The following is a 26,267-nucleotide window of genomic DNA, read 5'->3' as shown; positions in this document are numbered from 1 at the left end:
GGCCGTACCGTTGGCGCGGGCGTTGTTGCTAAAGTTCTGGGCTAATTAATTATCCCCGAATAAAAAAAGGACGCTTCGGCGTCCTTTTTTGTTTTCTGCCGCTCAGTTACTGTCACAAATTTCGCATTTTTTGCCTGCTCCCGCCCCGTATTGTGGCGTTTGTGCTATTGTAATCATAACCATTCTCACTTACACTTTGCGCATAATTTGAACGGGAGTCTCTATGTACGTTTGTTTATGTAATGGTGTAAGCGACAAGAAAATACGTCAGGCCGTTCGCCAGTTTCAGCCTCAGTCATTTCAGCAACTACGCAAATTTGTTCCGGTGGGAAATCAATGCGGTAAATGTGTACGTGCTGCGCGAGAGATCATGCAGGACGAATTGATGCAGATCCCGGAATACAAAGAGATCGCGTAAGCGCCCATCTTTTTTTTGACATCCCTGTAGCCCGATCTACGCTTCAATGAGTGGAAGCGGAGGGACTATATAATGAAAGGTGATGTTAAAATCATAAGTTATCTCAATAAATTATTGGGAAATGAGCTTGTCGCAATTAACCAGTACTTTCTTCACGCGAGAATGTTCAAAAACTGGGGGCTTAAACGTCTGAACGACGTTGAGTACCATGAATCGATCGATGAAATGAAGCACGCTGATAAATATATCGAGCGTATTTTATTCCTTGAAGGTATTCCAAACCTGCAGGATCTCGGAAAGCTGGGCATCGGAGAAGATGTCGAAGAGATGCTGCGTTCCGACCTCAGGCTGGAACTTGAAGGTGCCAAAGATCTCCGTGAAGCCATTGCCTATGCCGACAGCGTACATGACTACGTCAGTCGCGATATGATGATCCAGATCCTGGCCGATGAAGAAGGCCATATTGACTGGCTGGAAACGGAGCTGGATCTGATTGCTAAAATCGGTCTGCAGAACTACCTTCAGTCGCAGATTAAAGTGGAAGAGTAACCACCGTCTTCCAGCCTACGCATAAACCCGCTGCTGCCAGAAATGGCCCAAAAGGCAGTGGGTTTTTTAATGCTCCCTTATCGCCGGTGAGTAACGAAAACACAAGAATGCTAAGTAGCGCCATAAGTGCAGCGAGTAACGCCAGCGTAGGCAGCATGCACCAGCCATGCCACGCGCCAAGCGCCAAGCGCCAAGCGCCGCCAGGTATTTTACATCGCCGTATCCCATCCCTTCACGCCGGCAGATAAACCGATATCCCCAGTAAATAACGGCAAAGCCGACATATCCAGCCATCGCTCCCACCACTGCACTCGGCAGAAAATCAGGTTGGACACAGAGCTGAAAGAGCAGGCCCGCCCATAGCAACGGGCAGAGAAATTTATCAGGAAGCAGTCCGCAGCGAATATCTGCACGGACGAGAAAGGCAGTCAGCGAAAAATAGACCAGCAAAAAGGGGAGGGTGGTTAACATGGAAAAGGCCTCAAAAGGGTTTGAGCGCATCCTCGCTATAATCGACCTGGTCGGCAATCTATAAAAACGACACTTGCGTAGGGGCTCGAGACAAAGCCTTGAGAAGGGATACATTGCGTAAAAAGTTGCGCGCCCATACGCATACTGCGCCTCTGGCGCTTAATTTCTAAACGGCACTTGCGTCTTGTCCAGATTTACGTATAATGCGCGGGCTTGTCGTAATTGACGGCGGGTTCAATCAGAACCAGAGTAGCTCATTTTGTTACTCAACAATGCTCCCAATTGGGGAGCTACGTAAGAACGGTTACACTCTCCCATCAATCGTAATGGGTTTGAGGAGTAATCATTTTCGTTTATAAAATAATTGGAGCTCTGGTCTCATGCAGAACCAAAGAATCCGTATCCGCCTTAAAGCGTTTGATCATCGTCTGATCGATCAATCAACCGCGGAAATCGTCGAGACTGCTAAGCGCACTGGTGCGCAAGTCCGTGGTCCGATCCCGCTGCCGACCCGCAAAGAGCGCTTCACCGTTCTGATCTCTCCGCACGTCAACAAAGACGCGCGTGATCAGTACGAAATCCGCACTCACAAGCGTCTGGTTGACATCGTTGAGCCAACTGAGAAAACCGTTGATGCTCTGATGCGTCTGGATCTGGCTGCCGGTGTAGACGTGCAGATCAGCCTGGGTTAATCAGGTCATCGAGCGATTGAGAGGTTGATACAATGATTGGTTTAGTCGGTAAAAAAGTGGGCATGACCCGCATCTTCACTGAAGATGGCGTTTCAATCCCAGTAACCGTAATCGAAGTTGAAGCAAACCGCGTTACCCAGGTTAAAGATCTGGCTAACGATGGCTACCGCGCTGTTCAGGTGACCACTGGTGCTAAAAAAGCTAACCGTGTAACCAAACCAGAAGCGGGTCACTTCGCTAAAGCTGGCGTAGAAGCTGGCCGTGGTCTGTGGGAATTCCGTCTTGCTGAAGGCGAAGAGTTCACCGTAGGTCAGGACATTAGCGTTGAGCTGTTTGCTGACGTTAAAAAAGTTGACGTAACCGGTACCTCTAAAGGTAAAGGTTTTGCTGGTACCGTTAAGCGCTGGAACTTCCGTACCCAGGACGCTACCCACGGTAACTCCTTGTCTCACCGCGTTCCGGGTTCTATCGGTCAGAACCAGACTCCGGGCAAAGTGTTCAAAGGCAAGAAAATGGCAGGTCAGCTGGGTAACGAACGTGTGACCGTTCAGAGCCTGGACGTAGTACGTGTTGACGCTGAGCGCAACCTGCTGCTGGTTAAAGGTGCAGTTCCGGGTGCAACCGGTAGCGACCTGATCGTTAAACCAGCTGTGAAGGCGTAAGGGGATAGCAATGGAATTAGTATTGAAAGACGCGCAGAGCGCGCTGACTGTTTCCGAAACTACCTTCGGTCGTGATTTCAACGAAGCGCTGGTTCACCAGGTTGTTGTTGCTTATGCAGCTGGTGCTCGTCAGGGTACTCGTGCTCAGAAGACTCGTGCTGAAGTAACTGGTTCTGGCAAAAAGCCATGGCGCCAGAAAGGTACCGGCCGTGCGCGTTCAGGTTCTATCAAGAGCCCGATCTGGCGTTCAGGTGGCGTGACCTTCGCTGCGCGTCCACAGGACCACAGTCAAAAAGTTAACAAAAAGATGTACCGCGGCGCGCTGAAAAGCATCCTGTCCGAACTGGTACGTCAGGATCGTCTGATCGTTGTCGAGAAGTTCTCTGTTGAAGCGCCTAAAACTAAGCTGCTGGCACAGAAACTGAAAGACATGGCTCTGGAAGATGTGCTGATCATCACCGGTGAGCTGGACGAGAACCTGTTCCTGGCCGCACGTAACCTGCACAAGGTTGACGTACGCGATGCGACTGGTATCGACCCGGTTAGCCTGATCGCCTTCGACAAAGTCGTAATGACTGCTGATGCTGTTAAGCAAGTTGAGGAGATGCTGGCATGATTCGTGAAGAACGTCTGCTGAAGGTGCTTCGCGCACCGCACGTTTCTGAAAAAGCGTCTACTGCGATGGAAAAAACAAACACCATCGTTCTCAAAGTTGCTAAAGACGCGACCAAAGCAGAGATCAAAGCTGCTGTGCAGAAACTGTTTGAAGTCGAAGTCGAAGTCGTTAACACCCTGGTAGTTAAAGGGAAAGTTAAACGTCACGGACAGCGTATCGGTCGTCGTAGCGACTGGAAAAAAGCTTACGTCACCCTGAAAGAAGGCCAGAATCTGGACTTCGTTGGCGGCGCTGAGTAAGTCGGAGGAGTAATACAATGGCAGTTGTTAAATGTAAACCGACATCTCCGGGTCGTCGCCACGTAGTTAAAGTGGTTAACCCTGAGCTGCACAAGGGCAAACCTTTTGCTCCGTTGCTGGAAAAAAACAGCAAATCCGGTGGTCGTAACAACAATGGCCGTATCACCACTCGTCACATCGGTGGTGGCCACAAGCAGGCTTATCGTATTGTTGACTTCAAACGCAACAAAGACGGTATCCCAGCAGTTGTTGAACGTCTTGAGTACGATCCGAACCGTTCCGCGAACATCGCGCTGGTTCTGTACAAAGACGGCGAACGCCGTTACATCCTGGCCCCTAAAGGCCTGAAAGCTGGCGACCAGATTCAGTCTGGCGTTGATGCTGCAATCAAAGCAGGCAACACCCTGCCGATGCGCAATATCCCGGTTGGTTCTACCGTTCATAACGTAGAAATGAAACCAGGTAAAGGCGGTCAGCTGGCACGTTCCGCTGGTACTTACGTTCAGATCGTTGCTCGTGATGGTGCTTATGTCACCCTGCGTCTGCGTTCTGGTGAAATGCGTAAAGTCGAAGCAGACTGCCGCGCTACTCTGGGCGAAGTTGGCAATGCTGAGCATATGCTGCGCGTTCTGGGTAAAGCAGGTGCTGCACGCTGGCGTGGTGTTCGTCCTACCGTTCGCGGTACTGCGATGAACCCAGTCGACCACCCACATGGTGGTGGTGAAGGTCGTAACTTTGGTAAGCACCCGGTAACTCCGTGGGGCGTTCAGACCAAAGGTAAGAAGACCCGCAGCAACAAGCGTACTGATAAATTTATCGTACGTCGCCGTAGCAAATAATTTTAGAGGATAAGCCATGCCACGTTCTCTCAAGAAAGGTCCTTTTATTGACCTGCACTTGCTGAAGAAGGTAGAGAAAGCGGTGGAAAGCGGAGACAAGAAGCCCCTGCGCACTTGGTCCCGTCGTTCAACGATCTTTCCTAACATGATCGGTTTGACCATCGCTGTCCATAATGGTCGTCAGCACGTTCCAGTCTTTGTTACCGACGAAATGGTTGGTCACAAACTGGGTGAATTCGCACCGACTCGTACTTATCGCGGCCACGCTGCTGATAAAAAAGCGAAGAAGAAATAAGGTAGGAGGAAGAGATGGAAACTTTAGCTCAACATCGCCATGCTCGTTCTTCTGCTCAGAAGGTTCGCCTTGTTGCTGACCTGATTCGCGGTAAGAAAGTGTCGCAGGCCCTGGACATCCTGACCTATACCAACAAGAAAGCTGCGGTATTGGTCAAGAAAGTACTGGAATCTGCCATTGCTAACGCTGAACACAACGATGGCGCTGACATCGACGATCTGAAAGTCGCGAAAATTTTCGTAGATGAAGGCCCAAGCATGAAGCGCATTATGCCGCGTGCGAAAGGTCGTGCAGATCGCATCCTGAAGCGCACCAGCCACATTACTGTGGTTGTGTCCGATCGCTGAGACTCTGGAGACTAGCAATGGGTCAGAAAGTACATCCTAATGGTATTCGCCTGGGTATTGTAAAACCATGGAACTCTACCTGGTTTGCGAACACCAAAGAATTCGCTGACAACCTGGACAGCGATTTTAAAGTACGTCAGTACCTGACTAAGGAACTGGCTAAAGCGTCTGTATCTCGTATCGTTATCGAGCGTCCAGCGAAGAGCATCCGTGTGACTATTCACACTGCTCGTCCTGGCATCGTTATCGGTAAGAAAGGCGAAGACGTAGAAAAACTGCGCAAGGTCGTAGCGGATATCGCTGGCGTTCCTGCACAGATCAATATCGCTGAAGTTCGTAAGCCTGAACTGGACGCTAAATTGGTTGCTGACAGCATCACTTCACAGCTGGAACGTCGTGTTATGTTCCGTCGTGCTATGAAGCGTGCTGTACAGAACGCAATGCGTCTGGGCGCTAAAGGTATTAAAGTTGAAGTTAGCGGTCGTCTGGGCGGCGCGGAAATCGCACGTACCGAATGGTACCGTGAAGGTCGCGTACCGCTGCACACTCTGCGTGCTGACATCGACTACAACACCTCTGAAGCGCACACCACTTACGGTGTAATCGGCGTTAAGGTATGGATCTTCAAAGGTGAGATCCTGGGTGGTATGGCTGCTGTTGAACAACCGGAAAAACCGGCTGCTCAACCTAAAAAGCAGCAGCGTAAAGGCCGTAAATAAGGAGCGTCGCTGATGTTACAACCAAAGCGTACAAAATTCCGTAAAGTGCACAAAGGCCGCAACCGTGGTCTGGCGCAGGGTACGGATGTTAGCTTCGGCACTTTCGGTCTGAAAGCTGTTGGCCGTGGTCGTCTGACTGCACGTCAGATCGAAGCAGCACGTCGTGCAATGACCCGTGCAGTTAAGCGTCAAGGTAAGATCTGGATCCGTGTATTCCCGGACAAACCGATCACCGAGAAGCCACTGGAAGTTCGTATGGGTAAAGGTAAAGGTAACGTGGAGTACTGGGTTGCCTTGATCCAACCGGGCAAAGTCCTTTATGAAATGGACGGTGTTCCGGAAGAGCTGGCCCGTGAAGCCTTCGGCCTGGCAGCAGCGAAACTGCCTATCAAAACCACCTTTGTAACTAAGACGGTGATGTAATGAAAGCAAAAGAGCTGCGTGAAAAAAGCGTTGAAGAGCTGAACGCTGAGCTGCTGAACCTGCTGCGTGAGCAGTTCAACCTGCGTATGCAGGCTGCAAGTGGCCAGCTGCAACAGACTCACCTGCTGAAGCAAGTGCGTCGCAATGTTGCACGCGTTAAGACTTTACTGACTCAGAAGGCGGGTGCGTAATGACCGATAAAATCCGTACTCTGCAAGGTCGTGTTGTTAGCGACAAAATGGAGAAATCCATTGTTGTAGCTATCGAACGTATTGTGAAACACCCGATCTACGGTAAATTCATCAAGCGTACGACCAAACTGCACGTACATGACGAGAACAACGAATGTGGTATCGGCGACAAGGTTGAAATCCGTGAATGCCGTCCACTGTCCAAGACTAAGTCCTGGACGCTGGTTCGCGTTGTAGAGAAAGCGGTTCTGTAATACAGTACGCCTTCTCAATACGAATAAACGGCTCAGCGATGAGCCGTTTATTTTTTCTACCCATATTGCAGAAGCGGTGTTATAATGCCGCGCCCTCGATATGGGGCTTTTTAACGGCTCTGATTTTAGAGTCTCAGGTAGTAGTTGACATTAGCGGAGCACTAAAATGATCCAAGAACAGACTATGCTGAACGTCGCCGACAACTCCGGTGCACGTCGCGTAATGTGTATCAAGGTTCTGGGTGGCTCGCACCGTCGCTACGCAGGCGTAGGCGACATCATCAAGATCACCATCAAGGAAGCAATTCCACGTGGTAAGGTCAAAAAAGGTGATGTGCTGAAGGCGGTAGTGGTGCGCACCAAGAAGGGTGTTCGTCGCCCTGACGGTTCTGTCATTCGCTTCGATGGTAATGCATGCGTTATTTTAAACAATAACAGCGAGCAGCCTATCGGCACGCGTATCTTTGGGCCGGTAACTCGTGAACTTCGTACTGAGAAGTTCATGAAAATTATCTCTCTGGCACCAGAAGTACTCTAAGGAGCGAATCATGGCAGCGAAAATCCGTCGTGATGACGAAGTTATCGTGTTAACCGGTAAAGATAAAGGTAAACGCGGTAAAGTAAAAAATGTTCTGTCTTCCGGCAAACTTGTCGTTGAAGGTATCAACCTGGTTAAGAAACATCAGAAGCCGGTTCCGGCCCTGAACCAACCAGGTGGCATCGTTGAAAAAGAAGCTGCTATTCAGGTTTCTAACGTTGCAATCTTCAATGCGGCTACCGGCAAGGCTGACCGTGTAGGCTTTAGATTCGAAGACGGCAAAAAAGTCCGTTTCTTCAAGTCTAACAGCGAAACTATCAAGTAATTTGGAGTAGTACGATGGCGAAACTGCATGATTACTACAAAGACGAAGTAGTTAACAAACTCATGACTGAGTTTAACTACAATTCTGTCATGCAAGTCCCTCGGGTCGAGAAGATCACCCTGAACATGGGTGTTGGTGAAGCGATCGCTGACAAGAAACTGCTGGATAACGCAGCAGCTGACCTGACAGCAATCTCCGGTCAAAAACCGCTGATCACCAAAGCACGCAAATCTGTTGCAGGCTTCAAAATCCGTCAGGGCTATCCGATCGGCTGTAAAGTAACTCTGCGTGGCGAACGCATGTGGGAGTTCTTTGAGCGCCTGATCACTATTGCTGTTCCACGTATCCGTGACTTCCGTGGCTTGTCCGCTAAGTCTTTCGACGGTCGTGGTAACTACAGCATGGGTGTCCGTGAGCAGATCATCTTCCCAGAAATCGACTACGATAAAGTCGACCGCGTGCGTGGTTTGGATATTACCATTACCACTACTGCGAAATCTGACGAAGAAGGCCGTGCTCTGCTGGCTGCCTTTGACTTCCCGTTCCGCAAGTAAGGTAGGGTTACTGAATGGCTAAGCAATCAATGAAAGCACGCGAAGTAAAGCGCGTAGCTTTAGCTGATAAATTCTTCGCTAAACGCGCTGAACTGAAAGCGATCATTTCTGATGTGAACGCTTCCGACGAAGATCGTTGGAATGCGGTTCTCAAGCTGCAGTCTCTGCCGCGTGATTCCAGCCCGTCTCGTCAGCGTAACCGCTGTCGTCAAACAGGTCGTCCACATGGTTATGTGGGCAAGTTTGGGTTGAGCCGTATCAAACTGCGTGAAGCCGCCATGCGCGGTGAAGTGCCAGGCTTGAAAAAGGCTAGCTGGTAATTACCAATTGAATCACGGGAGTAAAGACAGATGAGCATGCAAGATCCGATCGCGGATATGCTGACCCGTATCCGTAACGGTCAGGCCGCGAACAAAGTTGCGGTCACCATGCCTTCCGCCAAGCTGAAAGTGGCAATTGCCAACGTGCTGAAGGAAGAAGGTTTTATCGAAGATTTTAAAGTTGAAGGCGACACCAAGCCGGAACTGGAACTTACTCTTAAGTATTTCCAGGGTAAAGCTGTTGTAGAAAGCATTCAGCGTGTCAGCCGCCCAGGCCTGCGCATCTATAAGAAAAAAGATGAGCTGCCAAAAGTTATGGCTGGTCTTGGTATCGCAGTTGTTTCTACCTCTAAAGGTGTTATGACTGATCGTGCAGCGCGCCAGGCTGGTCTTGGTGGCGAAATTATCTGCTACGTAGCCTAATCGGAGGAAAGAATGTCTCGTGTTGCTAAAGCACCGGTCGTTATTCCTGCCGGCGTTGATGTAAAAATCGACGGTCAGGTTATTACGATCAAAGGTAAAAACGGCGAGCTGACTCGTACCCTCAACAAAGCTGTTGAAGTTAAACATGCAGATAACGCTCTGACCTTCGGTCCACGTGATGGTTTCGTGGATGGATGGGCTCAGGCTGGTACCGCGCGTGCCCTGCTGAACTCAATGGTTGTTGGTGTTACCGAAGGCTTCACTAAAAAGCTTCAGCTGGTTGGTGTAGGTTATCGTGCAGCTATCAAAGGGAATGCAGTAGGCCTGTCTCTGGGCTTCTCACACCCTGTTGAGCATCCGCTGCCGGCCGGTATCACTGCAGAATGTCCGACTCAAACTGAAATCGTGCTGAAAGGCGCTGATAAACAGCTGATCGGTCAGGTTGCAGCAGATCTGCGCGCCTACCGTCGTCCTGAGCCTTACAAAGGCAAGGGTGTTCGTTACGCCGACGAAGTCGTGCGTACCAAAGAGGCTAAGAAGAAGTAAGGTAACACTATGGATAAGAAATCTGCTCGTATCCGTCGTGCGACCCGCGCACGCCGCAAGCTCAAAGAGCTGGGTGCAACTCGCCTGGTGGTACATCGTACCCCGCGTCATATTTACGCACAGGTAATTGCACCGAACGGTTCTGAAGTTCTGGTAGCTGCTTCTACTGTAGAAAAAGCTATCTCAGAACAATTGAAGTACACCGGTAACAAAGACGCCGCTGCAGCTGTAGGTAAAGCTGTTGCTGAACGCGCTCTGGAAAAAGGCATCAGCAATGTTTCCTTTGACCGTTCCGGGTTCCAATATCATGGTCGTGTCCAGGCACTGGCAGATGCTGCCCGTGAAGCTGGCCTTCAGTTCTAAGGTAGAGGTGTAAGATGGCTCACATCGAAAAACAGGCTGGCGAACTGCAGGAAAAGCTGATCGCGGTAAACCGCGTATCTAAAACCGTTAAAGGTGGCCGTATTTTCTCCTTCACAGCTCTGACTGTAGTAGGCGATGGTAACGGTCGCGTTGGTTTTGGTTACGGTAAAGCGCGTGAAGTTCCAGCAGCGATCCAGAAAGCGATGGAAAAAGCCCGTCGCAATATGATTAACGTCGCGCTGAACAACGGTACCCTGCAACACCCAGTTAAAGGTGTTCACACGGGTTCTCGTGTATTCATGCAGCCAGCTTCAGAAGGTACCGGTATCATCGCCGGTGGTGCAATGCGCGCCGTTCTGGAAGTTGCTGGGGTTCATAACGTTCTGGCCAAAGCATATGGTTCCACCAACCCGATCAACGTGGTTCGTGCAACTATTGATGGCCTGGAAAATATGAATTCTCCAGAAATGGTCGCTGCCAAGCGTGGTAAATCCGTTGAAGAAATTCTGGGGTAATTGACCATGGCAAAGACTATTAAAATCACTCAAACCCGCAGTGCAATCGGTCGTCTGCCGAAACACAAGGCAACGCTGCTTGGCCTGGGTCTGCGTCGTATTGGTCATACCGTTGAGCGCGAGGATACTCCCGCTGTTCGTGGTATGGTCAACGCGGTTTACTTCATGGTTAAAGTTGAGGAGTAAGAGATGCGTTTAAATACTCTGTCTCCGGCCGAAGGCTCTAAAAAGGCGGGTAAACGCCTGGGTCGTGGTATCGGTTCTGGCCTCGGCAAAACCGGTGGTCGTGGTCACAAAGGTCAGAACTCTCGTTCTGGCGGTGGCGTACGTCGCGGTTTCGAGGGTGGCCAGATGCCACTGTACCGTCGTCTGCCGAAGTTCGGCTTCACCTCTCGCAAAGCAGCGATCACAGCGGAAATCCGTCTGTCTGACCTGGCGAAAGTTGAAGGCGGCGTTGTAGACCTGAACACGCTGAAAGCAGCAAACATTATCGGTATCCAGATCGAGTTCGCGAAAGTGATCCTGGCTGGTGAAGTTTCTACTCCGGTAACTGTTCGTGGCCTGCGTGTTACTAAAGGTGCTCGTGCTGCTATCGAAGCTGCTGGCGGTAAAATTGAGGAATAAGTAGCAGATGGCTAAGCAACCGGGATTAGATTTTCAAAGTGCCAAAGGTGGATTTGGCGAGCTGAAACGCAGACTGCTGTTTGTTATCGGCGCGCTGATTGTGTTCCGTATTGGCTCTTTTATTCCGATCCCTGGTATCGATGCCGCTGTACTTGCCAAACTGCTTGAGCAACAGCGAGGCACCATCATTGAAATGTTCAACATGTTCTCTGGTGGTGCTCTCAGCCGTGCTTCTATCTTTGCATTGGGTATTATGCCGTACATTTCGGCATCTATTATTATCCAACTGCTGACGGTCGTTCATCCGGCCCTGGCAGAGTTGAAGAAAGAAGGGGAGTCTGGACGTCGTAAGATTAGTCAGTACACCCGTTACGGTACTCTGGTGCTGGCAATATTCCAGTCGATCGGTATTGCTACCGGTCTGCCGAATATGCCTGGTATGCAAGGCCTGGTGATAAACCCGGGCTTTGCATTCTACTTCACCGCTGTTGTAAGTCTGGTCACAGGGACTATGTTCCTGATGTGGCTCGGCGAACAGATTACTGAGCGTGGTATCGGTAACGGTATCTCAATCATTATCTTCGCCGGTATTGTCGCGGGCCTCCCGCCAGCCATCGCCCATACTATCGAGCAAGCGCGTCAAGGCGACCTGCACTTCCTCCTGTTGCTGTTGGTTGCAGTATTAGTATTTGCAGTGACGTTCTTTGTTGTCTTCGTTGAACGTGGTCAACGCCGCATTGTGGTGAACTACGCTAAACGTCAGCAAGGTCGTCGTGTCTATGCTGCACAGAGCACACATTTACCGCTGAAAGTGAACATGGCGGGGGTTATCCCGGCTATCTTCGCTTCCAGTATTATTCTGTTCCCGGCGACCATCGCGTCATGGTTCGGGGGCGGTACTGGTTGGAACTGGCTGACAACAATTTCGCTGTATTTGCAGCCTGGGCAACCACTTTATGTGTTACTCTATGCGTCTGCGATCATCTTCTTCTGTTTCTTCTACACGGCGTTGGTCTTCAACCCGCGTGAAACAGCAGATAACCTGAAGAAGTCCGGTGCATTTGTACCAGGAATTCGTCCGGGAGAGCAAACGGCGAAGTATATCGATAAAGTAATGACTCGCCTGACTTTGGTTGGTGCGCTTTATATTACTTTTATCTGCCTGATCCCGGAGTTCATGCGTGATGCAATGAAAGTACCGTTCTACTTCGGTGGGACCTCACTGCTTATCGTTGTTGTCGTGATTATGGACTTTATGGCTCAAGTGCAAACTCTGATGATGTCCAGTCAGTACGAGTCTGCATTGAAGAAGGCGAACCTGAAAGGCTACGGCCGCTAAATGGTCGCCTGAGAAGTTACGGAGAGTAAAAATGAAAGTTCGTGCTTCCGTCAAGAAATTATGCCGTAACTGCAAAATCGTTAAGCGTGATGGTGTCATCCGTGTGATTTGCAGTGCCGAGCCGAAGCATAAACAGCGCCAAGGCTGATTATTTCGCATATTTTTCTTGCAAAGTTGGGTTGAGCTGGCTAGATTAGCCAGCCAATCTTTTGTATGTCTGTACGTTTCCATTTGAGTATCCTGAAAACGGGCTTTTCAGCATGGTGCGTACATATTAAATAGTAGGAGTGCATAGTGGCCCGTATAGCAGGCATTAACATTCCTGATCAGAAACATGCTGTGATCGCATTAACTTCGATCTACGGCGTCGGCAAGACCCGTTCTAAAGCCATTCTGGCTGCAGCGGGTATCGCTGAAGATGTTAAGATCAGTGAGCTGTCTGAAGAACAAATCGACACGCTGCGTGACGAAGTTGCCAAATTTGTCGTTGAAGGTGATCTGCGCCGTGAAATCAGCATGAGCATCAAGCGCCTGATGGATCTTGGTTGCTATCGCGGTTTGCGTCATCGTCGTGGTCTGCCAGTGCGCGGTCAGCGTACTAAGACCAACGCACGTACCCGTAAGGGTCCGCGCAAACCGATCAAGAAATAATCGGGGTGATTGAATAATGGCAAAGGCACCAGTTCGTGCACGTAAACGTGTAAGAAAACAAGTCTCTGACGGCGTGGCTCATATCCATGCTTCTTTCAACAACACCATCGTTACTATTACTGATCGTCAGGGTAACGCATTGGGTTGGGCAACAGCCGGTGGTTCCGGTTTCCGTGGTTCTCGCAAATCCACTCCGTTCGCAGCTCAGGTTGCAGCAGAGCGTTGCGCAGAAGCCGTAAAAGAATACGGCATCAAGAATCTGGAAGTTATGGTTAAAGGTCCGGGTCCGGGTCGTGAATCTACTGTTCGCGCTCTGAACGCCGCTGGTTTCCGCATCACGAATATTACTGATGTGACTCCGATCCCTCATAACGGTTGTCGTCCGCCGAAAAAACGTCGCGTATAACGCTCCGTTTTTTAGGTTAGTTGGAGATAGAAAATGGCAAGATATTTGGGTCCTAAGCTCAAGCTGAGCCGTCGTGAGGGCACCGACTTATTCCTTAAGTCTGGCGTTCGCGCGATCGATACCAAGTGTAAAATTGAACAAGCTCCTGGCCAGCACGGTGCGCGTAAACCGCGTCTGTCTGACTATGGTGTGCAGTTGCGTGAAAAGCAAAAAGTTCGCCGTATGTACGGTGTGCTGGAGCGTCAGTTCCGTAACTACTATAAAGAAGCAGCACGTCTGAAAGGCAACACAGGTGAAAACCTGCTGGCTCTGCTGGAAGGTCGTCTGGACAACGTTGTATACCGTATGGGCTTCGGCGCTACTCGTGCTGAATCACGTCAGCTGGTTAGCCACAAAGCAATCATGGTAAACGGTCGTGTTGTTAACATCGCTTCTTATCAGGTTAAAGCGAATGACGTTGTTAGCATTCGTGAGAAAGCGAAAAAGCAATCTCGCGTGAAGGCCGCTCTGGAGCTGGCTGAGCAGCGTGAAAAGCCAACCTGGCTGGAAGTTGATGCTGGCAAGATGGAAGGTACGTTCAAGCGTCAGCCAGAACGTTCTGATCTGTCTGCGGACATTAACGAACACCTGATCGTCGAGCTTTACTCCAAGTAAAGCTTAGTACCAAAGAGAGGACACAATGCAGGGTTCTGTGACAGAGTTTCTAAAACCGCGCCTGGTAGATATCGAGCAAGTGAGTTCGACGCACGCCAAGGTGACCCTTGAGCCTTTAGAGCGTGGCTTTGGCCATACTCTGGGTAACGCACTGCGCCGTATTCTGCTCTCATCGATGCCGGGTTGCGCGGTGACCGAGGTTGAGATTGATGGTGTACTTCATGAGTACAGCACCAAAGAAGGCGTTCAGGAAGATATCCTTGAAATCCTGCTCAACCTGAAAGGGCTGGCGGTGAGAGTTCAGGGTAAAGATGAAGTTATTCTTACTCTGAATAAATCTGGCATTGGCCCTGTGACTGCAGCCGACATCACCCACGACGGTGATGTTGAAATCGTCAAGCCGCAGCACGTGATCTGCCACCTGACCGATGAGAACGCAGCTATTAGCATGCGTATCAAAGTTCAGCGCGGTCGTGGTTATGTGCCGGCTTCTGCCCGAATTCATTCGGAAGAAGATGAGCGCCCAATCGGCCGTCTGCTGGTCGACGCATGCTATAGCCCTGTAGAGCGTATTGCCTACAATGTTGAAGCAGCGCGTGTAGAACAGCGTACCGACCTGGACAAGCTGGTCATCGAAATGGAAACCAACGGCACAATCGATCCTGAAGAGGCGATTCGTCGTGCGGCGACCATCCTGGCAGAACAACTGGAAGCTTTCGTTGACTTACGTGATGTACGTCAGCCGGAAGTGAAAGAAGAGAAACCAGAATTCGATCCGATCCTGCTGCGCCCTGTTGACGATCTCGAATTGACTGTCCGCTCTGCTAACTGCCTCAAGGCAGAAGCTATCCACTATATCGGTGATCTGGTACAGCGTACCGAGGTTGAGTTGCTGAAAACGCCGAACCTGGGTAAAAAATCTCTTACCGAGATTAAAGACGTGCTGGCTTCACGTGGTCTGTCTCTGGGCATGCGCCTGGAAAACTGGCCACCAGCAAGCATTGCTGACGAGTAACCGGATCACAGGTTAAGGTTTTACTGAGAAGGATAAGGTCATGCGCCATCGTAAGAGTGGTCGTCAACTGAACCGCAACAGCAGCCATCGCCAGGCTATGTTCCGCAACATGGCAGGTTCACTGGTTCGTCATGAGATCATCAAGACGACCCTGCCTAAAGCGAAAGAGCTGCGTCGCGTAGTTGAGCCGCTGATTACTCTTGCCAAGACTGACAGCGTTGCTAATCGTCGTCTGGCATTCGCCCGTACTCGTGATAACGAGATCGTGGCAAAACTGTTTAACGAACTGGGCCCGCGTTTCGCGAGCCGTGCCGGTGGTTACACTCGCATTCTGAAGTGTGGTTTCCGTGCAGGCGACAACGCGCCGATGGCTTACATCGAGCTGGTTGATCGTTCAGAGAAAGCAGAAGCTGCTGCAGAGTAATCTGCAGTAACGTAAAAAAACCCGCTCCGGCGGGTTTTTTTATATCCGCGATACCCCCACTTCTCTACAATGTCTGTATCAATTCTGTTCATCCCCTGGAGCTGGTAATGTGGTTGCTCGACCAGTGGGCAGAACGCCATATTCGCGATGCCCAAAAAAAAGGTGAATTCGACGATCTCCCGGGGAGCGGTGAACCCCTTGCGCTTGACGATGACTCGCACATCGCGCCTGAACTACGGGCTGGATACCGTTTACTGAAAAATGCGGGCTGTCTCCCCCCGGAGCTCGAACAGCGCAGAGAGGCTGTTGAACTGGCCGATCTTCTCAAAGGGATCCGCTATGACGATCCACGACATTCTGAACTTAGCCGCCGCCTCGCCCTGCTTGAACTCAAGCTGCGCCAGGCTGGTATGAACACTGATTTTTTGCGCGGTGAATTCGGTGAAAGATTGATGCAGAAAATAAACGAGGAGTAGTTATGTACCGTATCGGTGAACTTGCGAAGCTTGCGAATGTCACGCCGGATACCATCCGATATTACGAAAAGCAGCAGATGATCGATCATGAAGTTCGGACTGAAGGGGGCTTTCGCCTTTATACCGATAACGATCTGCAGCGCCTGCGGTTCATTCGTTATGCGCGTCAGCTCGGTTTTACACTGGATTCGATCCGCGAATTATTATCGATCCGCATCGATCCGGAACATCACACCTGCCAGGAATCTAAAAGCATCGTGCAGGCCCGGCTGGATGAAGTTGAAGCGCGTATACAGGAACTGCAAACCATGCAGCGCTCTCTGCAAAGGCTTAATGATGCCTGCTGCGGTACGGCCCACAGCAGCATTTACTGTTCAATTCTCGAAGCCCTTGAACAGGGAGCGAGTGGAGAAACGCAGGGCTGTTGATTTTTAGTTCAACCGGGTCTAGACTCGCTTCGTCATAAACCCTGCTCTGGAGACATTATGAGCCGCTATCAGCACACGAAAGGACAAATTAAGGACAATGCCATTGAGGCGTTACTTCACGACCCGTTATTCAGGCAGCGCGTTGAGAAGAATAAAAAAGGGAAAGGAAGTTATCTGCGTAAAGACAAACATGAAAAACGGGGTAACTGGGAGGCCAGTGGCAAGCAAGCGAATCGCTTATTTACCACTGGCCTTCCTGCTTTTAACTGTTGATTAGATGCGGTTATTTTGCTCTTTTAACAGATCGCGGATCTCACTCAACAGCACTTCTTCTTTCGTTGGCGCAGGTGCTGCAGCTGGCTCTTCTTTTTTACGGTTGAGCCTGTTGATCAGCTTGATGGCCATAAATATGGCAAACGCGACAATCACAAAATCAAATACGTTCTGAATAAATACGCCGTAGTGCATCACTACTGCCGGAACATCACCCTGCGCTTCACGCAGCGTGAAAGCGAACTGTTTGAAATCAATGCCGCCGATTAACAACCCTAAAGGTGGCATGATAATGTCGGCCACTAATGATGAAACAATCTTACCGAATGCCGCACCAATAATGACACCCACTGCCAAATCCACCACGTTCCCGCGCATCGCAAATTCGCGAAATTCTTTAATAAAACTCATTGTTCTCTCCTTGTGCCAGCTGACGAGTTTAAGTTTAACAAATCATTAGCCAATTGCCATTCGGGATAATTAAACATTATGAAAAATAAAAGGCACAGAAATGAAAAGGATAAAGTAAGGGTGCTCTTTCTCGAGCACACAATTCTTTAAAGGAAGAATGGACTTGGCTGGAATAAACGTTCGACGTCAGTAATAAACTTTTTATCGGTAAGGAACATAATAACGTGATCGCCTTGCTCAATTCGTAAATTATCATTGGCAATCATGACATCATTCCCGCGCACAACGGCGCCGATAATCGTGCCTGGCGGCAGTTTAATTTCGTCGATCGAACGGCCGACGACGCGCGACGTCGTTTCATCTCCATGAGCAACGGCTTCAATGGCTTCCGCTACGCCACGGCGGAGCGATGACACACCGACAATATCCGCTTTACGAACATGGCTCAGGAGCGCGGAAATTGTCGCCTGCTGAGGGGAAATAGCAATATCAATAACGCTACCCTGAACCAGATCGACATACGCCTTGCGCTGAATAAGCACCATGACTTTTTTTGCCCCCATGCGCTTCGCGAGCATGGCGGACATTATATTCGCCTCGTCATCGTTGGTGACGGCAATAAAGAGATCAACCTGATCAATATGCTCTTCAGCCAGTAGCTCCTGATCCGACGCATCACCATAAAATACAATCGTATTTTGCAGTTTTTCCGCTAGTTCAGCAGCACGCTGTTGATCGCGCTCGATCAACTTCACGCTGTAATCTTTTTCCAGCCGATGTGCCAGGCCGGCACCGATATTGCCACCGCCGACCAGCATAATGCGCTTATAGGGTTTTTCGAGACGCTGAAGTTCACTCATCACCGCACGAATATGCTGTGAGGCCGCAATAAAGAATACCTCATCACCGGCTTCGACAATCGTGGAGCCTTGCGGGCGAATTGGCCTGTCGTGGCGGAAAATCGCTGCAACGCGCGTATCAATATGCGGCATGTGCTCGCGCATGGTGGAAAGCGCATTGCCGATCAATGGTCCGCCATAATAGGCCTTAACCACTGCCAGGCTCACTTTGCCCTCGGCAAAGTTAACCACCTGCAGGGCACCCGGATATTCGATCAGGCGATAGATATTGTCGATAACCAGCTGTTCTGGCGCGATGAGGTGGTCAATGGGGACCGCTTCGGAATTAAACAGTTTTTCAGCATCGCGAACATAGTCCGGAGAGCGAATGCGCGCAATTCGGTTTGGCGTGTTGAAAAGCGAGTAGGCCACCTGACAGGCCACCATATTGGTTTCGTCCGAACTGGTTACCGCAACCAGCATGTCGGCATCGTCGGCGCCCGCCTCACGAAGAACACGTGGGTGCGAACCATGACCCTGCACCACGCGCAGGTCAAACTTGTCCTGTAAGACACGCAGACGATCGCCGTTGGTATCAACAATTGTGATGTCATTGTTTTCGCCAACCAGGTTTTCCGCCAGCGTTCCGCCCACCTGTCCTGCACCCAGAATGATAATCTTCATATCTCGTGACCTGTTCTCAACATCACTCTTTGATTAGCTTAGCGTAAAAGAAGCCATCGCCCTCTTCAGCACCCGGCAGGTTCTGCAGACCCGGGCATTCAGGCGTTCCCGTATCGCTCAGCGCGGCGTCCGGCGTACGTTTAAGGAAGGCCGCGATTTGCTGGCTGTTTTCTTCCGGCAGTACGGAGCAGGTCGCATAGACCAGCGTTCCGCCAGATTTAAGATGCGGCCAAATGGCGTCGAGAATGTCGGATTGCAGTTGGGCAAGTTCCTTAATATCACGATCGCGGCGTAGCCACTTGATGTCCGGATGACGACGAATAACACCGGTTGCAGAGCAGGGGGCGTCCAGCAAAATGCGATCGAACTGGGTTTCACCACACCACTCTGCGGGTTTGCGCCCATCGCCCTGCTTAACCTGAGCCTTCATGCCAAGACGCTTGAGGTTGTCGTAGACGCGTGAGAGACGCTGTTCATCGACGTCCACTGCCATCACGCTGGCCTGCGGAGCCACTTCAAGAATATGCGTCGTTTTGCCCCCAGGCGCGGCGCAAAGATCGAGGATCTGCTCACCATTTTTGGGTTCAAGCCAGGTCATGCAACCCTGAGCCGAGGCATCCTGTACGGTTACCCAGCCTTCATCAAAACCGGGTAATGCATGTACCGGTGCCGGTGAGGCCAGACGTACAGCATCCGGATAGGCTTGATGCGGGAATCCACTCATTCCAGCTTCTTCAAGTAATGCCAGCCATGCGTCACGAGTGTGGTGATTACGATTCACGCGTAGCCACATTGGCGGGCGCTGGTTGTTGGCATCGGCAATCTCCTGCCACTGCTGTGGATAAGCTTTTTTCAGGCGCCTCAACAGCCAGTCCGGGTGCAGAAAACGTGCTTCGCTTTGGGCAAATTCAACCAGAAGCTCTTCCTGCTGTCTCTGGAACTGACGCAGTACGCCGTTGATCAGCCCTTTCAGCTGAGGGCGTTTAATCGCAACAGCGCCTTCAACCGTCTCAGCCAGCGCGGCATGAGGTGGGATGCGGGTATGAAGAAGCTGATAAAAACCCACCATAATCAAATAGTGTACGGTGCGTTGCTTGCCTGTCATTGGGCGTGACATCAGCTTGTTAATCAGCCACTCAAGCTGAGAAAGCGTGCGCAGAACGCCAAAGCAGAGCTCCTGAAGCAGGGCTTTGTCTTTATCAGATACTTTTTGTTGCAGGGGAGGCAGGACGTTACTTAAGGACTGGCCATGCTCGATAACCTGCTCAACGGCCTGAGCCGCCATACTGCGTAGATTTTGTTTTTTCATAACCGTAAAAATAAAAATGCCCGGAAACACCGGGCCTTAAGGATAGATTTGCTCAGGCAAGACGATTGCCCGGAATAAACCATTCGCGACGGGAATTTAACAGATCCTGAGCGCTCATGGCCTTCTTGCCGGCCGGTTGTAGCGATTCAAGATTCAGGATCCCTTGCCCAGTCGCCACCTGAATTCCGTTCTTGTTGGCGTCAATAATCGTACCGGGTTCAGCCGTGGTAGTACCGCTAATGACGGAGGCTTTCCAGACTTTCACCGGCTGCTCATCAATCTCCATCCAGCTCATCGGCCACGGATTAAAAGCGCGAATGCAGCGTTCAAGCTGCGCGGCTGACAGGGACCAGTCGATACGCGCTTCTTCTTTGCTCAGTTTTTCGGCATAAGTCACCAGCGCGTCATCCTGAACTTCCGGTTTCGCCGTATTGTCAGCAAGCTGCTGGAGCGTCTCGATAAGCCCTTGTGGGCCAAGGTCTGCCAGTTTGTCATACAGCGTAGCGCTGGTATCGTCTGACGTTATGGGGCACGTCAGTTTATACAGCATATCGCCGGTGTCTAAACCTACGTCCATCTTCATAATGGTAACGCCCGTTTCGGCATCACCTGCCCACAGCGAGCGCTGGATAGGTGCAGCACCACGCCAGCGCGGAAGCAGAGACCCGTGCACGTTGATGCACCCCAGGCGAGGCATATCGAGCACAGCTTTCGGCAGAATTAAACCGTAAGCCACCACCACCATTACGTCGGCATTCAGGTCAGCAACCAGCTGCTGATTTTCCTGTGGGCGTAACGATGCGGGCTGGAAAACGGGTAGCCCATGCTCTTCTGCCAGCACCTTTACCGGGCTCGGCATCAGTTTTTTACCGCGACCTGCCGGACGGTCAGGCTGGGTAAAGACGCCAACAACCTGGTGACCAGAAGATAACAGCGCGTCAAGATGACGCGCTGCAAAATCAGGGGTTCCCGCGAAGATAATACGTAGTGTTTTAGACACGATGATCCTTGTATCCGGGGGGACGTTATGCGCGAGAACGCAAACGATCCAGTTTCTCTACTTTTTGACGAATACGCTGCTGTTTCAGCGGCGAGAGATAATCGATAAACAGTTTACCGACCAGGTGATCCATCTCATGCTGAATACAAATCGCCAGCAGGTCGTCTGCTTCCAGTTCGAACGGGTTACCGTCACGATCCAGCGCGCGAATTTTCACCTTTTCGGCACGCGGTACTAAAGCGCGCTGTTCAGGAATGGACAGACAGCCTTCCTCAATACCGGTTTCGCCACTCTTTTCGAGCAGCTCAGGGTTGATCAGCACCAGACGCTCATCGCGATTTTCGGAAACATCAATCACGATAATACGCTTATGAATATCCACCTGCGTCGCCGCCAGGCCAATACCTTCTTCGGCGTACATGGTATCGAACATATCATCAACGATACGCTGGATTTCTGCATTCACTTCTTTGACCGGTTCAGCGACGATGCGAAGGCGCTCGTCCGGAATATGTAACACTTGCAAAACTGCCATAAATTTCCAGAGTCGTGTTCAGGAGTTGATAAGAATACTCTCTCTATTCTAGACAAATCCCCCATCGATTGACAGCATCAGTGACCAATCGCAATGATTGCGGAGGCCGCTTATGGCAGGGGAAAGGATGACGTCTACCGAGATATGGCTACGGCTAGTACACACAGGGTCTCTGTGTGGTGATGTAATGCTGGAAGCGGCTGCGCGACTGCAGAAGCTGGAACACCTCAACGTGCTCGTCGCCAGAGAGGCCGGGCTGACAGCAAAGCAGGCTGAACGGTTCTTTGCACTCGATGAGAGCGAGCTGGAACGTAGTCTTGTGTGGCTTGAGCAGCCGGGACATCATTTATTAACGCCCAACCATCCCCTATATCCCCCTTTGCTCCGCACGATCCCTGATTATCCCGGGGTGTTATTCATAAAAGGTAATCCTGAGGCGCTTAATACCGTTCAGCTGGCGGTGGTAGGCAGCCGTGCGCCGTCATGGTACGGCGAGCGATGGGGGAAAATCCTGTGCGAACAACTGTCGCAAAGCGGTTTCACGATTACCAGCGGGCTGGCCTGCGGTATTGACGGCGTAGCCCATAGCGCGGCGCTGTCAGTTAAGGGACGAAGTGTAGCGGTGCTGGGGAACGGTCTTTTTAGCATTTATCCACGCCGGCATCAGGCGTTGGCGATGCGGCTTATTGAATCTGACGGCGCGATAGTTTCTGAGTTTCCGCTTTCCGCACAGCCCAGGCCGGCAAACTTTCCGCGTCGGAATCGGATTATCAGCGGGCTTAGCAAAGGCGTGCTGGTGGTTGAAGCGGCGCGCCGAAGCGGTTCGCTGGTCACGGCGCGATGCGCGCTCGAACAGGGGAGAGAAGTCTTCGCCTTGCCTGGTCCGATAGGTAATCCCGGATGCGAGGGACCCCACTGGCTGATTAAGCAAGGGGCAACGCCGGTAACGGAAGTAGGAGATATTCTTGAAAATTTGCAATATGGGTTGCAATGGCTGCAGGAAGATCCCGAAAAGCGACAATATTCATCAGATCAGGGAAAGGTGGCATTGCCATTTCCCAAGCTCCTGGCTAACGTAGGAGATGAGGTAACACCTGTTGACGTTGTCGCTGAACGTGCCGGCCAACCTGTGCCAATAACGGTAGCACAGCTACTCGAACTGGAGTTAGCAGGGTGGATCGCAGCTGTACCCGGCGGCTATGTCCGATTAAGGAGGGCATGCCATGTTCGACGTACTGATGTATTTGTTTGAGACTTACATCCATAACGAAGCAGAAATGCGAGTGGATCAGGACAAATTGACACAGGATCTTACCGATGCGGGGTTTGAGCGGGAAGATATCTATAATGCGTTGATGTGGCTGGAAAAACTGGCTGATTATCAGGAAGGCCTCGCCGAACCGATGCAGCTTGCTTCTGACCCATTGTCAGTACGCATTTATACTGCGGAAGAGTGTGAAAGGCTGGATGCCAGCTGCCGGGGGTTCATCTTATTCCTTGAGCAGATTCAGGTGCTGAACCTCGAAACGAGAGAAATGGTGATAGAGCGCGTCATGGCGCTGGATACAGCAGAATTTGAACTGGAAGATCTCAAGTGGGTGATCCTGATGGTTCTGTTTAATATCCCGGGCTGTGAAAACGCCTATCAGCAAATGGAAGAATTACTCTTTGAAGTGAATGAAGGTATGCTGCACTAATTCAATGTGCAGCACCAAGAGTTGTTATGGCCAAATCAGCACTATTCACGGTGCATAAAAACGAGCCCTGCCCGCAGTGCGGGGCTGAACTTGTTATTCGGTCCGGGAAACACGGCCCGTTTCTCGGTTGTTCACACTATCCGGAATGTGATTATGTCCGTCCCCTGAAAAGCCAGGCGGATGGACATATCGTTAAAATTCTGGAAGGTCAGTATTGCCCACTCTGCGGTGGTGAATTAGCCCTGCGGCAGGGGCGATTCGGCATGTTTATTGGATGTAGCCGCTACCCGGAATGTGAGCATACGGAACAAATTGATAAGCCTGATGAAACGGCAATTGCGTGCCCTCAGTGTCAGCGCGGTCAGTTGGTACAGCGCCGTTCCCGTTATGGTAAGACTTTCCATTCGTGCGATCGCTACCCTGAATGCCAGTTCGTTATCAATTTTAAACCGGTAGCGGGAACCTGCCCTCATTGCAATTATCCGCTACTTATAGAGAAGAAAACCGCGCAAGGCATGAAACGCTTCTGCGCCAGTAAACAATGTGGAAAGCCGGTTACGGCGGATCAAAATAGTGAATAATAACCTGCCATCAGGCTCCATTGCGCATGCTGTGGACGTACTGAAAAAAGAAGAAGTCATCGCCTATCCAACTGAAGCTGTTTTTGGAGTCGGTTGCGATCCTGACAGCGAGACGGCCGTAAGCCGACTGCTTGCCTTAAAACAAAGACCCGTCGAGAAAGGGCTGATTTTGATCGCTGCGAATTATGAGCAGCTTAAACCCTATATCGATGACTCCATGCTGACGCCGGCGCAGCGCGAGACTATCTTCTCCGCGTGGCCTGGCCCGGTGACCTTCGTTTTCCCGGCGCAGCCGACTACGCCTCGCTGGTTAACCGGACGTTTTGATTCCCTCGCCGTTCGCGTAACTGACCATCCGCTGGTGGTTGAACTTTGCCTGGCATTTGGTAAACCGCTGGTCTCAACCAGCGCCAACCTGACCGGATTGCCACCTTGTCGGACAACCGAAGAAGTACTGGCGCAGTTCGGGAATGACTTCCCAGTCGCTGTCGGTGAAACGGGAGGGCGCCTGAATCCGTCTGAAATTCGCGACGCTTTGACCGGCGAACGTTTTCGCCAGGGGTAGTCTCATGGAAACCTATGCTGTTTTTGGTAATCCGATTGCACACAGCAAGTCACCGTTGATTCATCAGCAATTTGCGAAGCAGCTGCAGATAAATCATCCCTATGGTCGCGTACTGGCACCGGTGGATGCATTTATTCCAACGCTGGAGGCTTTTTTCGCCGCGGGCGGTAAAGGCGCGAATGTGACGGTTCCTTTTAAAGAGGAAGCCTTCGAACGAGCGGATGAGCTCACCGAGCGCGCTTCACTGGCTGGTGCAGTCAATACCCTAAAACGGCTTGAGGATGGACGCCTTTTGGGTGACAACACAGACGGAGTTGGTTTACTTAGCGATCTGGAACGACTGTCGTTTATTAAGCCCGGGTTTCGGGTCCTGCTGATTGGTGCGGGTGGCGCATCGCGGGGAGTACTGTTGCCTCTGCTTTCACTGGACTGTGCGGTGACCATTACCAACAGAACCTTTTCCCGAGCGGAAGCACTGGCGGCGTTGTTTGCGCATACCGGCAGCGTGAGCGCGGTAGCGCTTGACGATCTTGCCGATCGTGAGTTCGATCTTGTCATCAATGCCACGTCCAGCGGCATCAATGGCGAGATCCCGGCAATTCCTGCTTCTCTGGTCAGCGCGCATATGTACTTCTATGACATGTTTTATCAGAAAGGGAAGACCCCTTTCCTGAGCTGGTGTGAACAACACGGCGCGAAACAGTTAGCCGATGGACTGGGAATGCTGGTGGGGCAGGCTGCGCATGCGGTGCTGCTCTGGCATGGCGTGTTGCCTGCGGTCGAACCTGTCATTGAAAAGTTAAAGCAGGAGCTTTCGGCGTGAACCAGGCTATTCATTTCCCGGACAGAGAGATCTGGGATGAGAGTAAACAAGCGGTCTGTTTTCCGGTGCTGGTGCAGGGGATGCAACTTACTTGTGCCATTCATGGGGAAACGCTGTTGCGCCGTTTTGGCGGTTCAGACCCTATAGCGGTATTTTGCGAAAATCGCTGGGATCTGGAAGAAGAAGCCAGCGATTTAATCCGCGAACAGCAGGAAGACGATCAGGGCTGGGTTTGGTTGTCCTGATCCAAATAGTCATTCTTCCAGTTAACGTAGTTGTTCGCCGAGTATTTTAATCCTTCGATCTCCGCCTCCTTCAGGGGGCGGATCTGTTTTACCGGGCTTCCCAGATAGAGATAGCCACTCTCCAGCCGTTTGTTCTGCGGGACCAGGCTACCGGCACCAATCATTACGTCATCTTCTACTATGACGCCATCCAGCAAAATCGACCCCATGCCAACAAGTACGCGATTCCCGATAGTGCAGCCGTGAAGCATCACCTTATGGCCGACGGTAACCTCTTCTCCAATGATGAGGGGATTACCGTCCGGGTTATAGGAGGATTTGTGCGTGACATGCAGAACGCTGCCGTCCTGAATATTGGTACGGGCGCCAATCGACACATAGTTAACATCTCCCCTGATGGCGACGAGGGGCCAGATGCTGACGTCATCGGCCATTCGGACATCGCCGATCAACACGCTGCTGGCATCGATCATCACGCGATCGCCTTTTTGGGGGAACAGATCTTTATAAGGACGTAATACTGCGGGCATATCTACCTCTAACAATGAGCGCTATACAGAAGACTTTGATCATATTAATGGATCGCGGCAAGGCAAAATACGTCAATATTTAAGCAGATCGGGCGGGATTTCAGCGAAAAGCGCGGAAAATCAGCAGTCGGAAAAAAAGATCTAAAAAATACTTGTGCTAAAAAATGGGATCCCTATAATGCGCCTCCATCGACACGGCGGATGTGAATCACTTCACAGACAACGCGGTCGGTTGAAGAGAAAAATTCTGAAATAACGGGTTGACTCTGAAAGAGGAAAGCGTAATATACGCCACCTCGCAACGGTGAGCGAAAGCCGCGTTGCACTGCTCTTTAACAATTTATCAGACAATCTGTGTGGGCACTCAAAGTGACATGGATTCTTAACGTCGTAAGACGA

The 26,267-nt window shown here is 51.0% G+C and carries 45 protein-coding genes and 1 pseudogene; 39 read left to right on the top strand and 7 right to left on the bottom strand.

All coding sequences use genetic code 11. The annotated features are described in order from the left end of the window. The first annotated feature begins 223 nt into the window (after positions 1-223). Complete coding sequence (gene bfd, locus ACWKXN_RS22185; protein WP_008503493.1) at positions 224-418, top strand: bacterioferritin-associated ferredoxin; 195 nt, start codon at positions 224-226, stop codon at positions 416-418. A gap of 72 nt (positions 419-490) precedes the next feature. After that, positions 491-967: a bacterioferritin gene (gene bfr / locus ACWKXN_RS22180; protein ID WP_008503492.1), complete on the top strand. Its 477-nt coding sequence runs from the start codon at positions 491-493 to the stop codon at positions 965-967. Here the strand turns inward: bfr and ACWKXN_RS22175 are convergent. Next, positions 951-1,438, bottom strand: a pseudogene (locus ACWKXN_RS22175) (prepilin peptidase). The gene bfr and the pseudogene ACWKXN_RS22175 overlap by 17 nt on opposite strands. Positions 1,439-1,818: 380 nt before the next feature. Between ACWKXN_RS22175 and rpsJ the strand changes: the two are divergent. From rpsJ to ACWKXN_RS22020, 31 genes are all read left to right on the top strand, one after another. Next, entirely contained in the window at positions 1,819-2,130 is a 312-nt protein-coding gene (gene rpsJ / locus ACWKXN_RS22170; protein ID WP_001181005.1) for a 30S ribosomal protein S10, read from the top strand. 32 nt (positions 2,131-2,162) lie between these two features. Then, the gene (gene rplC / locus ACWKXN_RS22165; protein ID WP_006178923.1) at positions 2,163-2,792 is read left to right on the top strand and encodes a 50S ribosomal protein L3; all 630 of its coding nucleotides are present in this window, start codon (positions 2,163-2,165) and stop codon (positions 2,790-2,792) included. A gap of 10 nt (positions 2,793-2,802) precedes the next feature. Continuing rightward, positions 2,803-3,408 carry a 50S ribosomal protein L4 gene (gene rplD, locus ACWKXN_RS22160; RefSeq protein WP_000424395.1) on the top strand — a complete coding sequence of 202 codons (606 nt, stop codon included), beginning with the start codon at positions 2,803-2,805 and terminating at the stop codon, positions 3,406-3,408. Beyond that, entirely contained in the window at positions 3,405-3,707 is a 303-nt protein-coding gene (gene rplW, locus ACWKXN_RS22155; protein ID WP_000617546.1) for a 50S ribosomal protein L23, read from the top strand. The genes rplD and rplW overlap by 4 nt, the downstream gene beginning before the upstream one ends. Before the next feature lie 17 nt (positions 3,708-3,724). After that, positions 3,725-4,546 carry a 50S ribosomal protein L2 gene (gene rplB, locus ACWKXN_RS22150; protein WP_000301859.1) on the top strand — a complete coding sequence of 274 codons (822 nt, stop codon included), beginning with the start codon at positions 3,725-3,727 and terminating at the stop codon, positions 4,544-4,546. Between the two features lie 16 nt (positions 4,547-4,562). After that, a complete protein-coding gene (gene rpsS, locus ACWKXN_RS22145; RefSeq protein WP_001138117.1) occupies positions 4,563-4,841 on the top strand; it encodes a 30S ribosomal protein S19 in 279 nt (92 codons plus the stop codon). A 14-nt stretch (positions 4,842-4,855) separates the two neighbouring features. Next, complete coding sequence (rplV, locus tag ACWKXN_RS22140; protein ID WP_002919773.1) at positions 4,856-5,188, top strand: 50S ribosomal protein L22; 333 nt, start codon at positions 4,856-4,858, stop codon at positions 5,186-5,188. A gap of 17 nt (positions 5,189-5,205) precedes the next feature. Next, the gene (gene rpsC, locus ACWKXN_RS22135) at positions 5,206-5,907 is read left to right on the top strand and encodes a 30S ribosomal protein S3 (protein WP_000529945.1); all 702 of its coding nucleotides are present in this window, start codon (positions 5,206-5,208) and stop codon (positions 5,905-5,907) included. 12 nt (positions 5,908-5,919) lie between these two features. Next, complete coding sequence (rplP, locus tag ACWKXN_RS22130) at positions 5,920-6,330, top strand: 50S ribosomal protein L16 (RefSeq protein WP_002919759.1); 411 nt, start codon at positions 5,920-5,922, stop codon at positions 6,328-6,330. Continuing rightward, on the top strand, positions 6,330-6,521 hold the full coding sequence (gene rpmC / locus ACWKXN_RS22125; protein ID WP_003863282.1) for a 50S ribosomal protein L29: 192 nt from the start codon (positions 6,330-6,332) through the stop codon (positions 6,519-6,521). Before rplP ends, rpmC begins: the two co-directional genes overlap by 1 nt. Further along, complete coding sequence (gene rpsQ / locus ACWKXN_RS22120; protein WP_008503489.1) at positions 6,521-6,775, top strand: 30S ribosomal protein S17; 255 nt, start codon at positions 6,521-6,523, stop codon at positions 6,773-6,775. Before rpmC ends, rpsQ begins: the two co-directional genes overlap by 1 nt. Before the next feature lie 166 nt (positions 6,776-6,941). After that, the gene (rplN, locus tag ACWKXN_RS22115) at positions 6,942-7,313 is read left to right on the top strand and encodes a 50S ribosomal protein L14 (protein WP_002919748.1); all 372 of its coding nucleotides are present in this window, start codon (positions 6,942-6,944) and stop codon (positions 7,311-7,313) included. Positions 7,314-7,323: 10 nt separating this feature from the next. Then, on the top strand, positions 7,324-7,638 hold the full coding sequence (rplX, locus tag ACWKXN_RS22110) for a 50S ribosomal protein L24 (RefSeq protein ID WP_003863287.1): 315 nt from the start codon (positions 7,324-7,326) through the stop codon (positions 7,636-7,638). Positions 7,639-7,652: 14 nt separating this feature from the next. Next, positions 7,653-8,192 (top strand): 50S ribosomal protein L5, encoded by a 540-nt coding sequence (gene rplE, locus ACWKXN_RS22105; protein ID WP_001096206.1) that lies wholly within the window; start codon positions 7,653-7,655, stop codon positions 8,190-8,192. A gap of 14 nt (positions 8,193-8,206) precedes the next feature. Next, positions 8,207-8,512 carry a 30S ribosomal protein S14 gene (gene rpsN, locus ACWKXN_RS22100; protein ID WP_003863291.1) on the top strand — a complete coding sequence of 102 codons (306 nt, stop codon included), beginning with the start codon at positions 8,207-8,209 and terminating at the stop codon, positions 8,510-8,512. 30 nt (positions 8,513-8,542) lie between these two features. Continuing rightward, complete coding sequence (rpsH, locus tag ACWKXN_RS22095; RefSeq protein ID WP_006178918.1) at positions 8,543-8,935, top strand: 30S ribosomal protein S8; 393 nt, start codon at positions 8,543-8,545, stop codon at positions 8,933-8,935. Positions 8,936-8,947: 12 nt separating this feature from the next. Then, positions 8,948-9,481, top strand: coding sequence for a 50S ribosomal protein L6 (gene rplF, locus ACWKXN_RS22090; protein WP_003863296.1), 534 nt, complete (start codon positions 8,948-8,950; stop codon positions 9,479-9,481). A gap of 9 nt (positions 9,482-9,490) precedes the next feature. Further along, positions 9,491-9,844: a 50S ribosomal protein L18 gene (gene rplR / locus ACWKXN_RS22085; RefSeq protein ID WP_003863297.1), complete on the top strand. Its 354-nt coding sequence runs from the start codon at positions 9,491-9,493 to the stop codon at positions 9,842-9,844. 14 nt (positions 9,845-9,858) lie between these two features. Beyond that, entirely contained in the window at positions 9,859-10,359 is a 501-nt protein-coding gene (rpsE, locus tag ACWKXN_RS22080; protein WP_003863299.1) for a 30S ribosomal protein S5, read from the top strand. Positions 10,360-10,365: 6 nt separating this feature from the next. Beyond that, a complete protein-coding gene (gene rpmD, locus ACWKXN_RS22075) occupies positions 10,366-10,545 on the top strand; it encodes a 50S ribosomal protein L30 (protein WP_003863301.1) in 180 nt (59 codons plus the stop codon). Between the two features lie 3 nt (positions 10,546-10,548). After that, on the top strand, positions 10,549-10,983 hold the full coding sequence (gene rplO / locus ACWKXN_RS22070; protein ID WP_003863304.1) for a 50S ribosomal protein L15: 435 nt from the start codon (positions 10,549-10,551) through the stop codon (positions 10,981-10,983). 7 nt (positions 10,984-10,990) lie between these two features. Further along, positions 10,991-12,322 carry a preprotein translocase subunit SecY gene (gene secY, locus ACWKXN_RS22065; RefSeq protein WP_061706985.1) on the top strand — a complete coding sequence of 444 codons (1,332 nt, stop codon included), beginning with the start codon at positions 10,991-10,993 and terminating at the stop codon, positions 12,320-12,322. A 31-nt stretch (positions 12,323-12,353) separates the two neighbouring features. Next, positions 12,354-12,470, top strand: a complete 117-nt coding sequence (gene rpmJ, locus ACWKXN_RS22060) for a 50S ribosomal protein L36 (protein ID WP_000868187.1) — start codon at positions 12,354-12,356, stop codon at positions 12,468-12,470. A gap of 146 nt (positions 12,471-12,616) precedes the next feature. Beyond that, positions 12,617-12,973: a 30S ribosomal protein S13 gene (gene rpsM, locus ACWKXN_RS22055; protein ID WP_003863308.1), complete on the top strand. Its 357-nt coding sequence runs from the start codon at positions 12,617-12,619 to the stop codon at positions 12,971-12,973. Positions 12,974-12,989: 16 nt separating this feature from the next. Continuing rightward, positions 12,990-13,379, top strand: a complete 390-nt coding sequence (rpsK, locus tag ACWKXN_RS22050) for a 30S ribosomal protein S11 (protein WP_003863312.1) — start codon at positions 12,990-12,992, stop codon at positions 13,377-13,379. Between the two features lie 33 nt (positions 13,380-13,412). Continuing rightward, complete coding sequence (gene rpsD, locus ACWKXN_RS22045) at positions 13,413-14,033, top strand: 30S ribosomal protein S4 (RefSeq protein WP_004868345.1); 621 nt, start codon at positions 13,413-13,415, stop codon at positions 14,031-14,033. 25 nt (positions 14,034-14,058) lie between these two features. Next, a complete protein-coding gene (locus ACWKXN_RS22040; RefSeq protein WP_002919219.1) occupies positions 14,059-15,048 on the top strand; it encodes a DNA-directed RNA polymerase subunit alpha in 990 nt (329 codons plus the stop codon). Positions 15,049-15,088: 40 nt separating this feature from the next. Beyond that, positions 15,089-15,472: a 50S ribosomal protein L17 gene (gene rplQ / locus ACWKXN_RS22035; protein ID WP_001216368.1), complete on the top strand. Its 384-nt coding sequence runs from the start codon at positions 15,089-15,091 to the stop codon at positions 15,470-15,472. Between the two features lie 107 nt (positions 15,473-15,579). Beyond that, the gene (locus ACWKXN_RS22030; RefSeq protein ID WP_048977002.1) at positions 15,580-15,948 is read left to right on the top strand and encodes a DnaJ family domain-containing protein; all 369 of its coding nucleotides are present in this window, start codon (positions 15,580-15,582) and stop codon (positions 15,946-15,948) included. A gap of 2 nt (positions 15,949-15,950) precedes the next feature. Continuing rightward, positions 15,951-16,376, top strand: coding sequence for a Zn(2+)-responsive transcriptional regulator (zntR, locus tag ACWKXN_RS22025; RefSeq protein WP_029740638.1), 426 nt, complete (start codon positions 15,951-15,953; stop codon positions 16,374-16,376). A 57-nt stretch (positions 16,377-16,433) separates the two neighbouring features. Next, positions 16,434-16,649: an alternative ribosome-rescue factor A gene (locus tag ACWKXN_RS22020; RefSeq protein ID WP_454544360.1), complete on the top strand. Its 216-nt coding sequence runs from the start codon at positions 16,434-16,436 to the stop codon at positions 16,647-16,649. Here the strand turns inward: ACWKXN_RS22020 and mscL are convergent, their stop codons facing one another. From mscL to def, 5 genes are all read right to left on the bottom strand, one after another. Continuing rightward, complete coding sequence (gene mscL, locus ACWKXN_RS22015) at positions 16,650-17,060, bottom strand: large-conductance mechanosensitive channel protein MscL (protein WP_048977001.1); 411 nt, start codon at positions 17,058-17,060, stop codon at positions 16,650-16,652. 146 nt (positions 17,061-17,206) lie between these two features. Beyond that, positions 17,207-18,583 carry a Trk system potassium transporter TrkA gene (gene trkA, locus ACWKXN_RS22010; protein ID WP_008503482.1) on the bottom strand — a complete coding sequence of 459 codons (1,377 nt, stop codon included), beginning with the start codon at positions 18,581-18,583 and terminating at the stop codon, positions 17,207-17,209. Positions 18,584-18,605: 22 nt separating this feature from the next. Next, on the bottom strand, positions 18,606-19,892 hold the full coding sequence (gene rsmB, locus ACWKXN_RS22005) for a 16S rRNA (cytosine(967)-C(5))-methyltransferase RsmB (RefSeq protein WP_454544359.1): 1,287 nt from the start codon (positions 19,890-19,892) through the stop codon (positions 18,606-18,608). Between the two features lie 52 nt (positions 19,893-19,944). After that, positions 19,945-20,892 carry a methionyl-tRNA formyltransferase gene (gene fmt / locus ACWKXN_RS22000; RefSeq protein WP_454544358.1) on the bottom strand — a complete coding sequence of 316 codons (948 nt, stop codon included), beginning with the start codon at positions 20,890-20,892 and terminating at the stop codon, positions 19,945-19,947. Positions 20,893-20,917: 25 nt separating this feature from the next. Beyond that, entirely contained in the window at positions 20,918-21,427 is a 510-nt protein-coding gene (gene def, locus ACWKXN_RS21995; RefSeq protein WP_006812188.1) for a peptide deformylase, read from the bottom strand. 127 nt (positions 21,428-21,554) lie between these two features. Between def and dprA the strand changes: the two genes are divergently transcribed. Genes dprA through ACWKXN_RS21965 form a run of 6 tightly spaced genes read left to right on the top strand, consistent with a single transcriptional unit; the run spans position 21,555 to position 25,338 of the window. Beyond that, on the top strand, positions 21,555-22,679 hold the full coding sequence (dprA, locus tag ACWKXN_RS21990; RefSeq protein WP_211438727.1) for a DNA-protecting protein DprA: 1,125 nt from the start codon (positions 21,555-21,557) through the stop codon (positions 22,677-22,679). Continuing rightward, positions 22,651-23,124 carry a DUF494 family protein Smg gene (gene smg / locus ACWKXN_RS21985; RefSeq protein ID WP_008503477.1) on the top strand — a complete coding sequence of 158 codons (474 nt, stop codon included), beginning with the start codon at positions 22,651-22,653 and terminating at the stop codon, positions 23,122-23,124. The genes dprA and smg overlap by 29 nt, the downstream gene beginning before the upstream one ends. Positions 23,125-23,150: 26 nt before the next feature. After that, positions 23,151-23,705, top strand: a complete 555-nt coding sequence (locus tag ACWKXN_RS21980) for a DNA topoisomerase family protein (RefSeq protein ID WP_023309445.1) — start codon at positions 23,151-23,153, stop codon at positions 23,703-23,705. Then, entirely contained in the window at positions 23,698-24,270 is a 573-nt protein-coding gene (gene tsaC / locus ACWKXN_RS21975) for an L-threonylcarbamoyladenylate synthase type 1 TsaC (RefSeq protein WP_033146781.1), read from the top strand. The genes ACWKXN_RS21980 and tsaC overlap by 8 nt, the downstream gene beginning before the upstream one ends. A gap of 4 nt (positions 24,271-24,274) precedes the next feature. Next, positions 24,275-25,093 carry a shikimate dehydrogenase gene (gene aroE, locus ACWKXN_RS21970; protein WP_039262760.1) on the top strand — a complete coding sequence of 273 codons (819 nt, stop codon included), beginning with the start codon at positions 24,275-24,277 and terminating at the stop codon, positions 25,091-25,093. Next, on the top strand, positions 25,090-25,338 hold the full coding sequence (locus ACWKXN_RS21965; protein ID WP_047059619.1) for a DUF1488 family protein: 249 nt from the start codon (positions 25,090-25,092) through the stop codon (positions 25,336-25,338). Before aroE ends, ACWKXN_RS21965 begins: the two co-directional genes overlap by 4 nt. Here ACWKXN_RS21965 and ACWKXN_RS21960 read toward each other — a convergent pair. Next, entirely contained in the window at positions 25,314-25,868 is a 555-nt protein-coding gene (locus tag ACWKXN_RS21960) for a gamma carbonic anhydrase family protein (protein WP_039262762.1), read from the bottom strand. The genes ACWKXN_RS21965 and ACWKXN_RS21960 overlap by 25 nt on opposite strands. Between the last annotated feature and the right edge of the window lie 399 nt (positions 25,869-26,267).

The sequence above is a fragment of the Enterobacter sp. UPMP2060 genome (assembly GCF_053709655.1).
The sequence above is the reverse complement of the archived record's forward strand: the minus strand, read 5'-3'. Positions and strand labels throughout refer to the sequence as shown.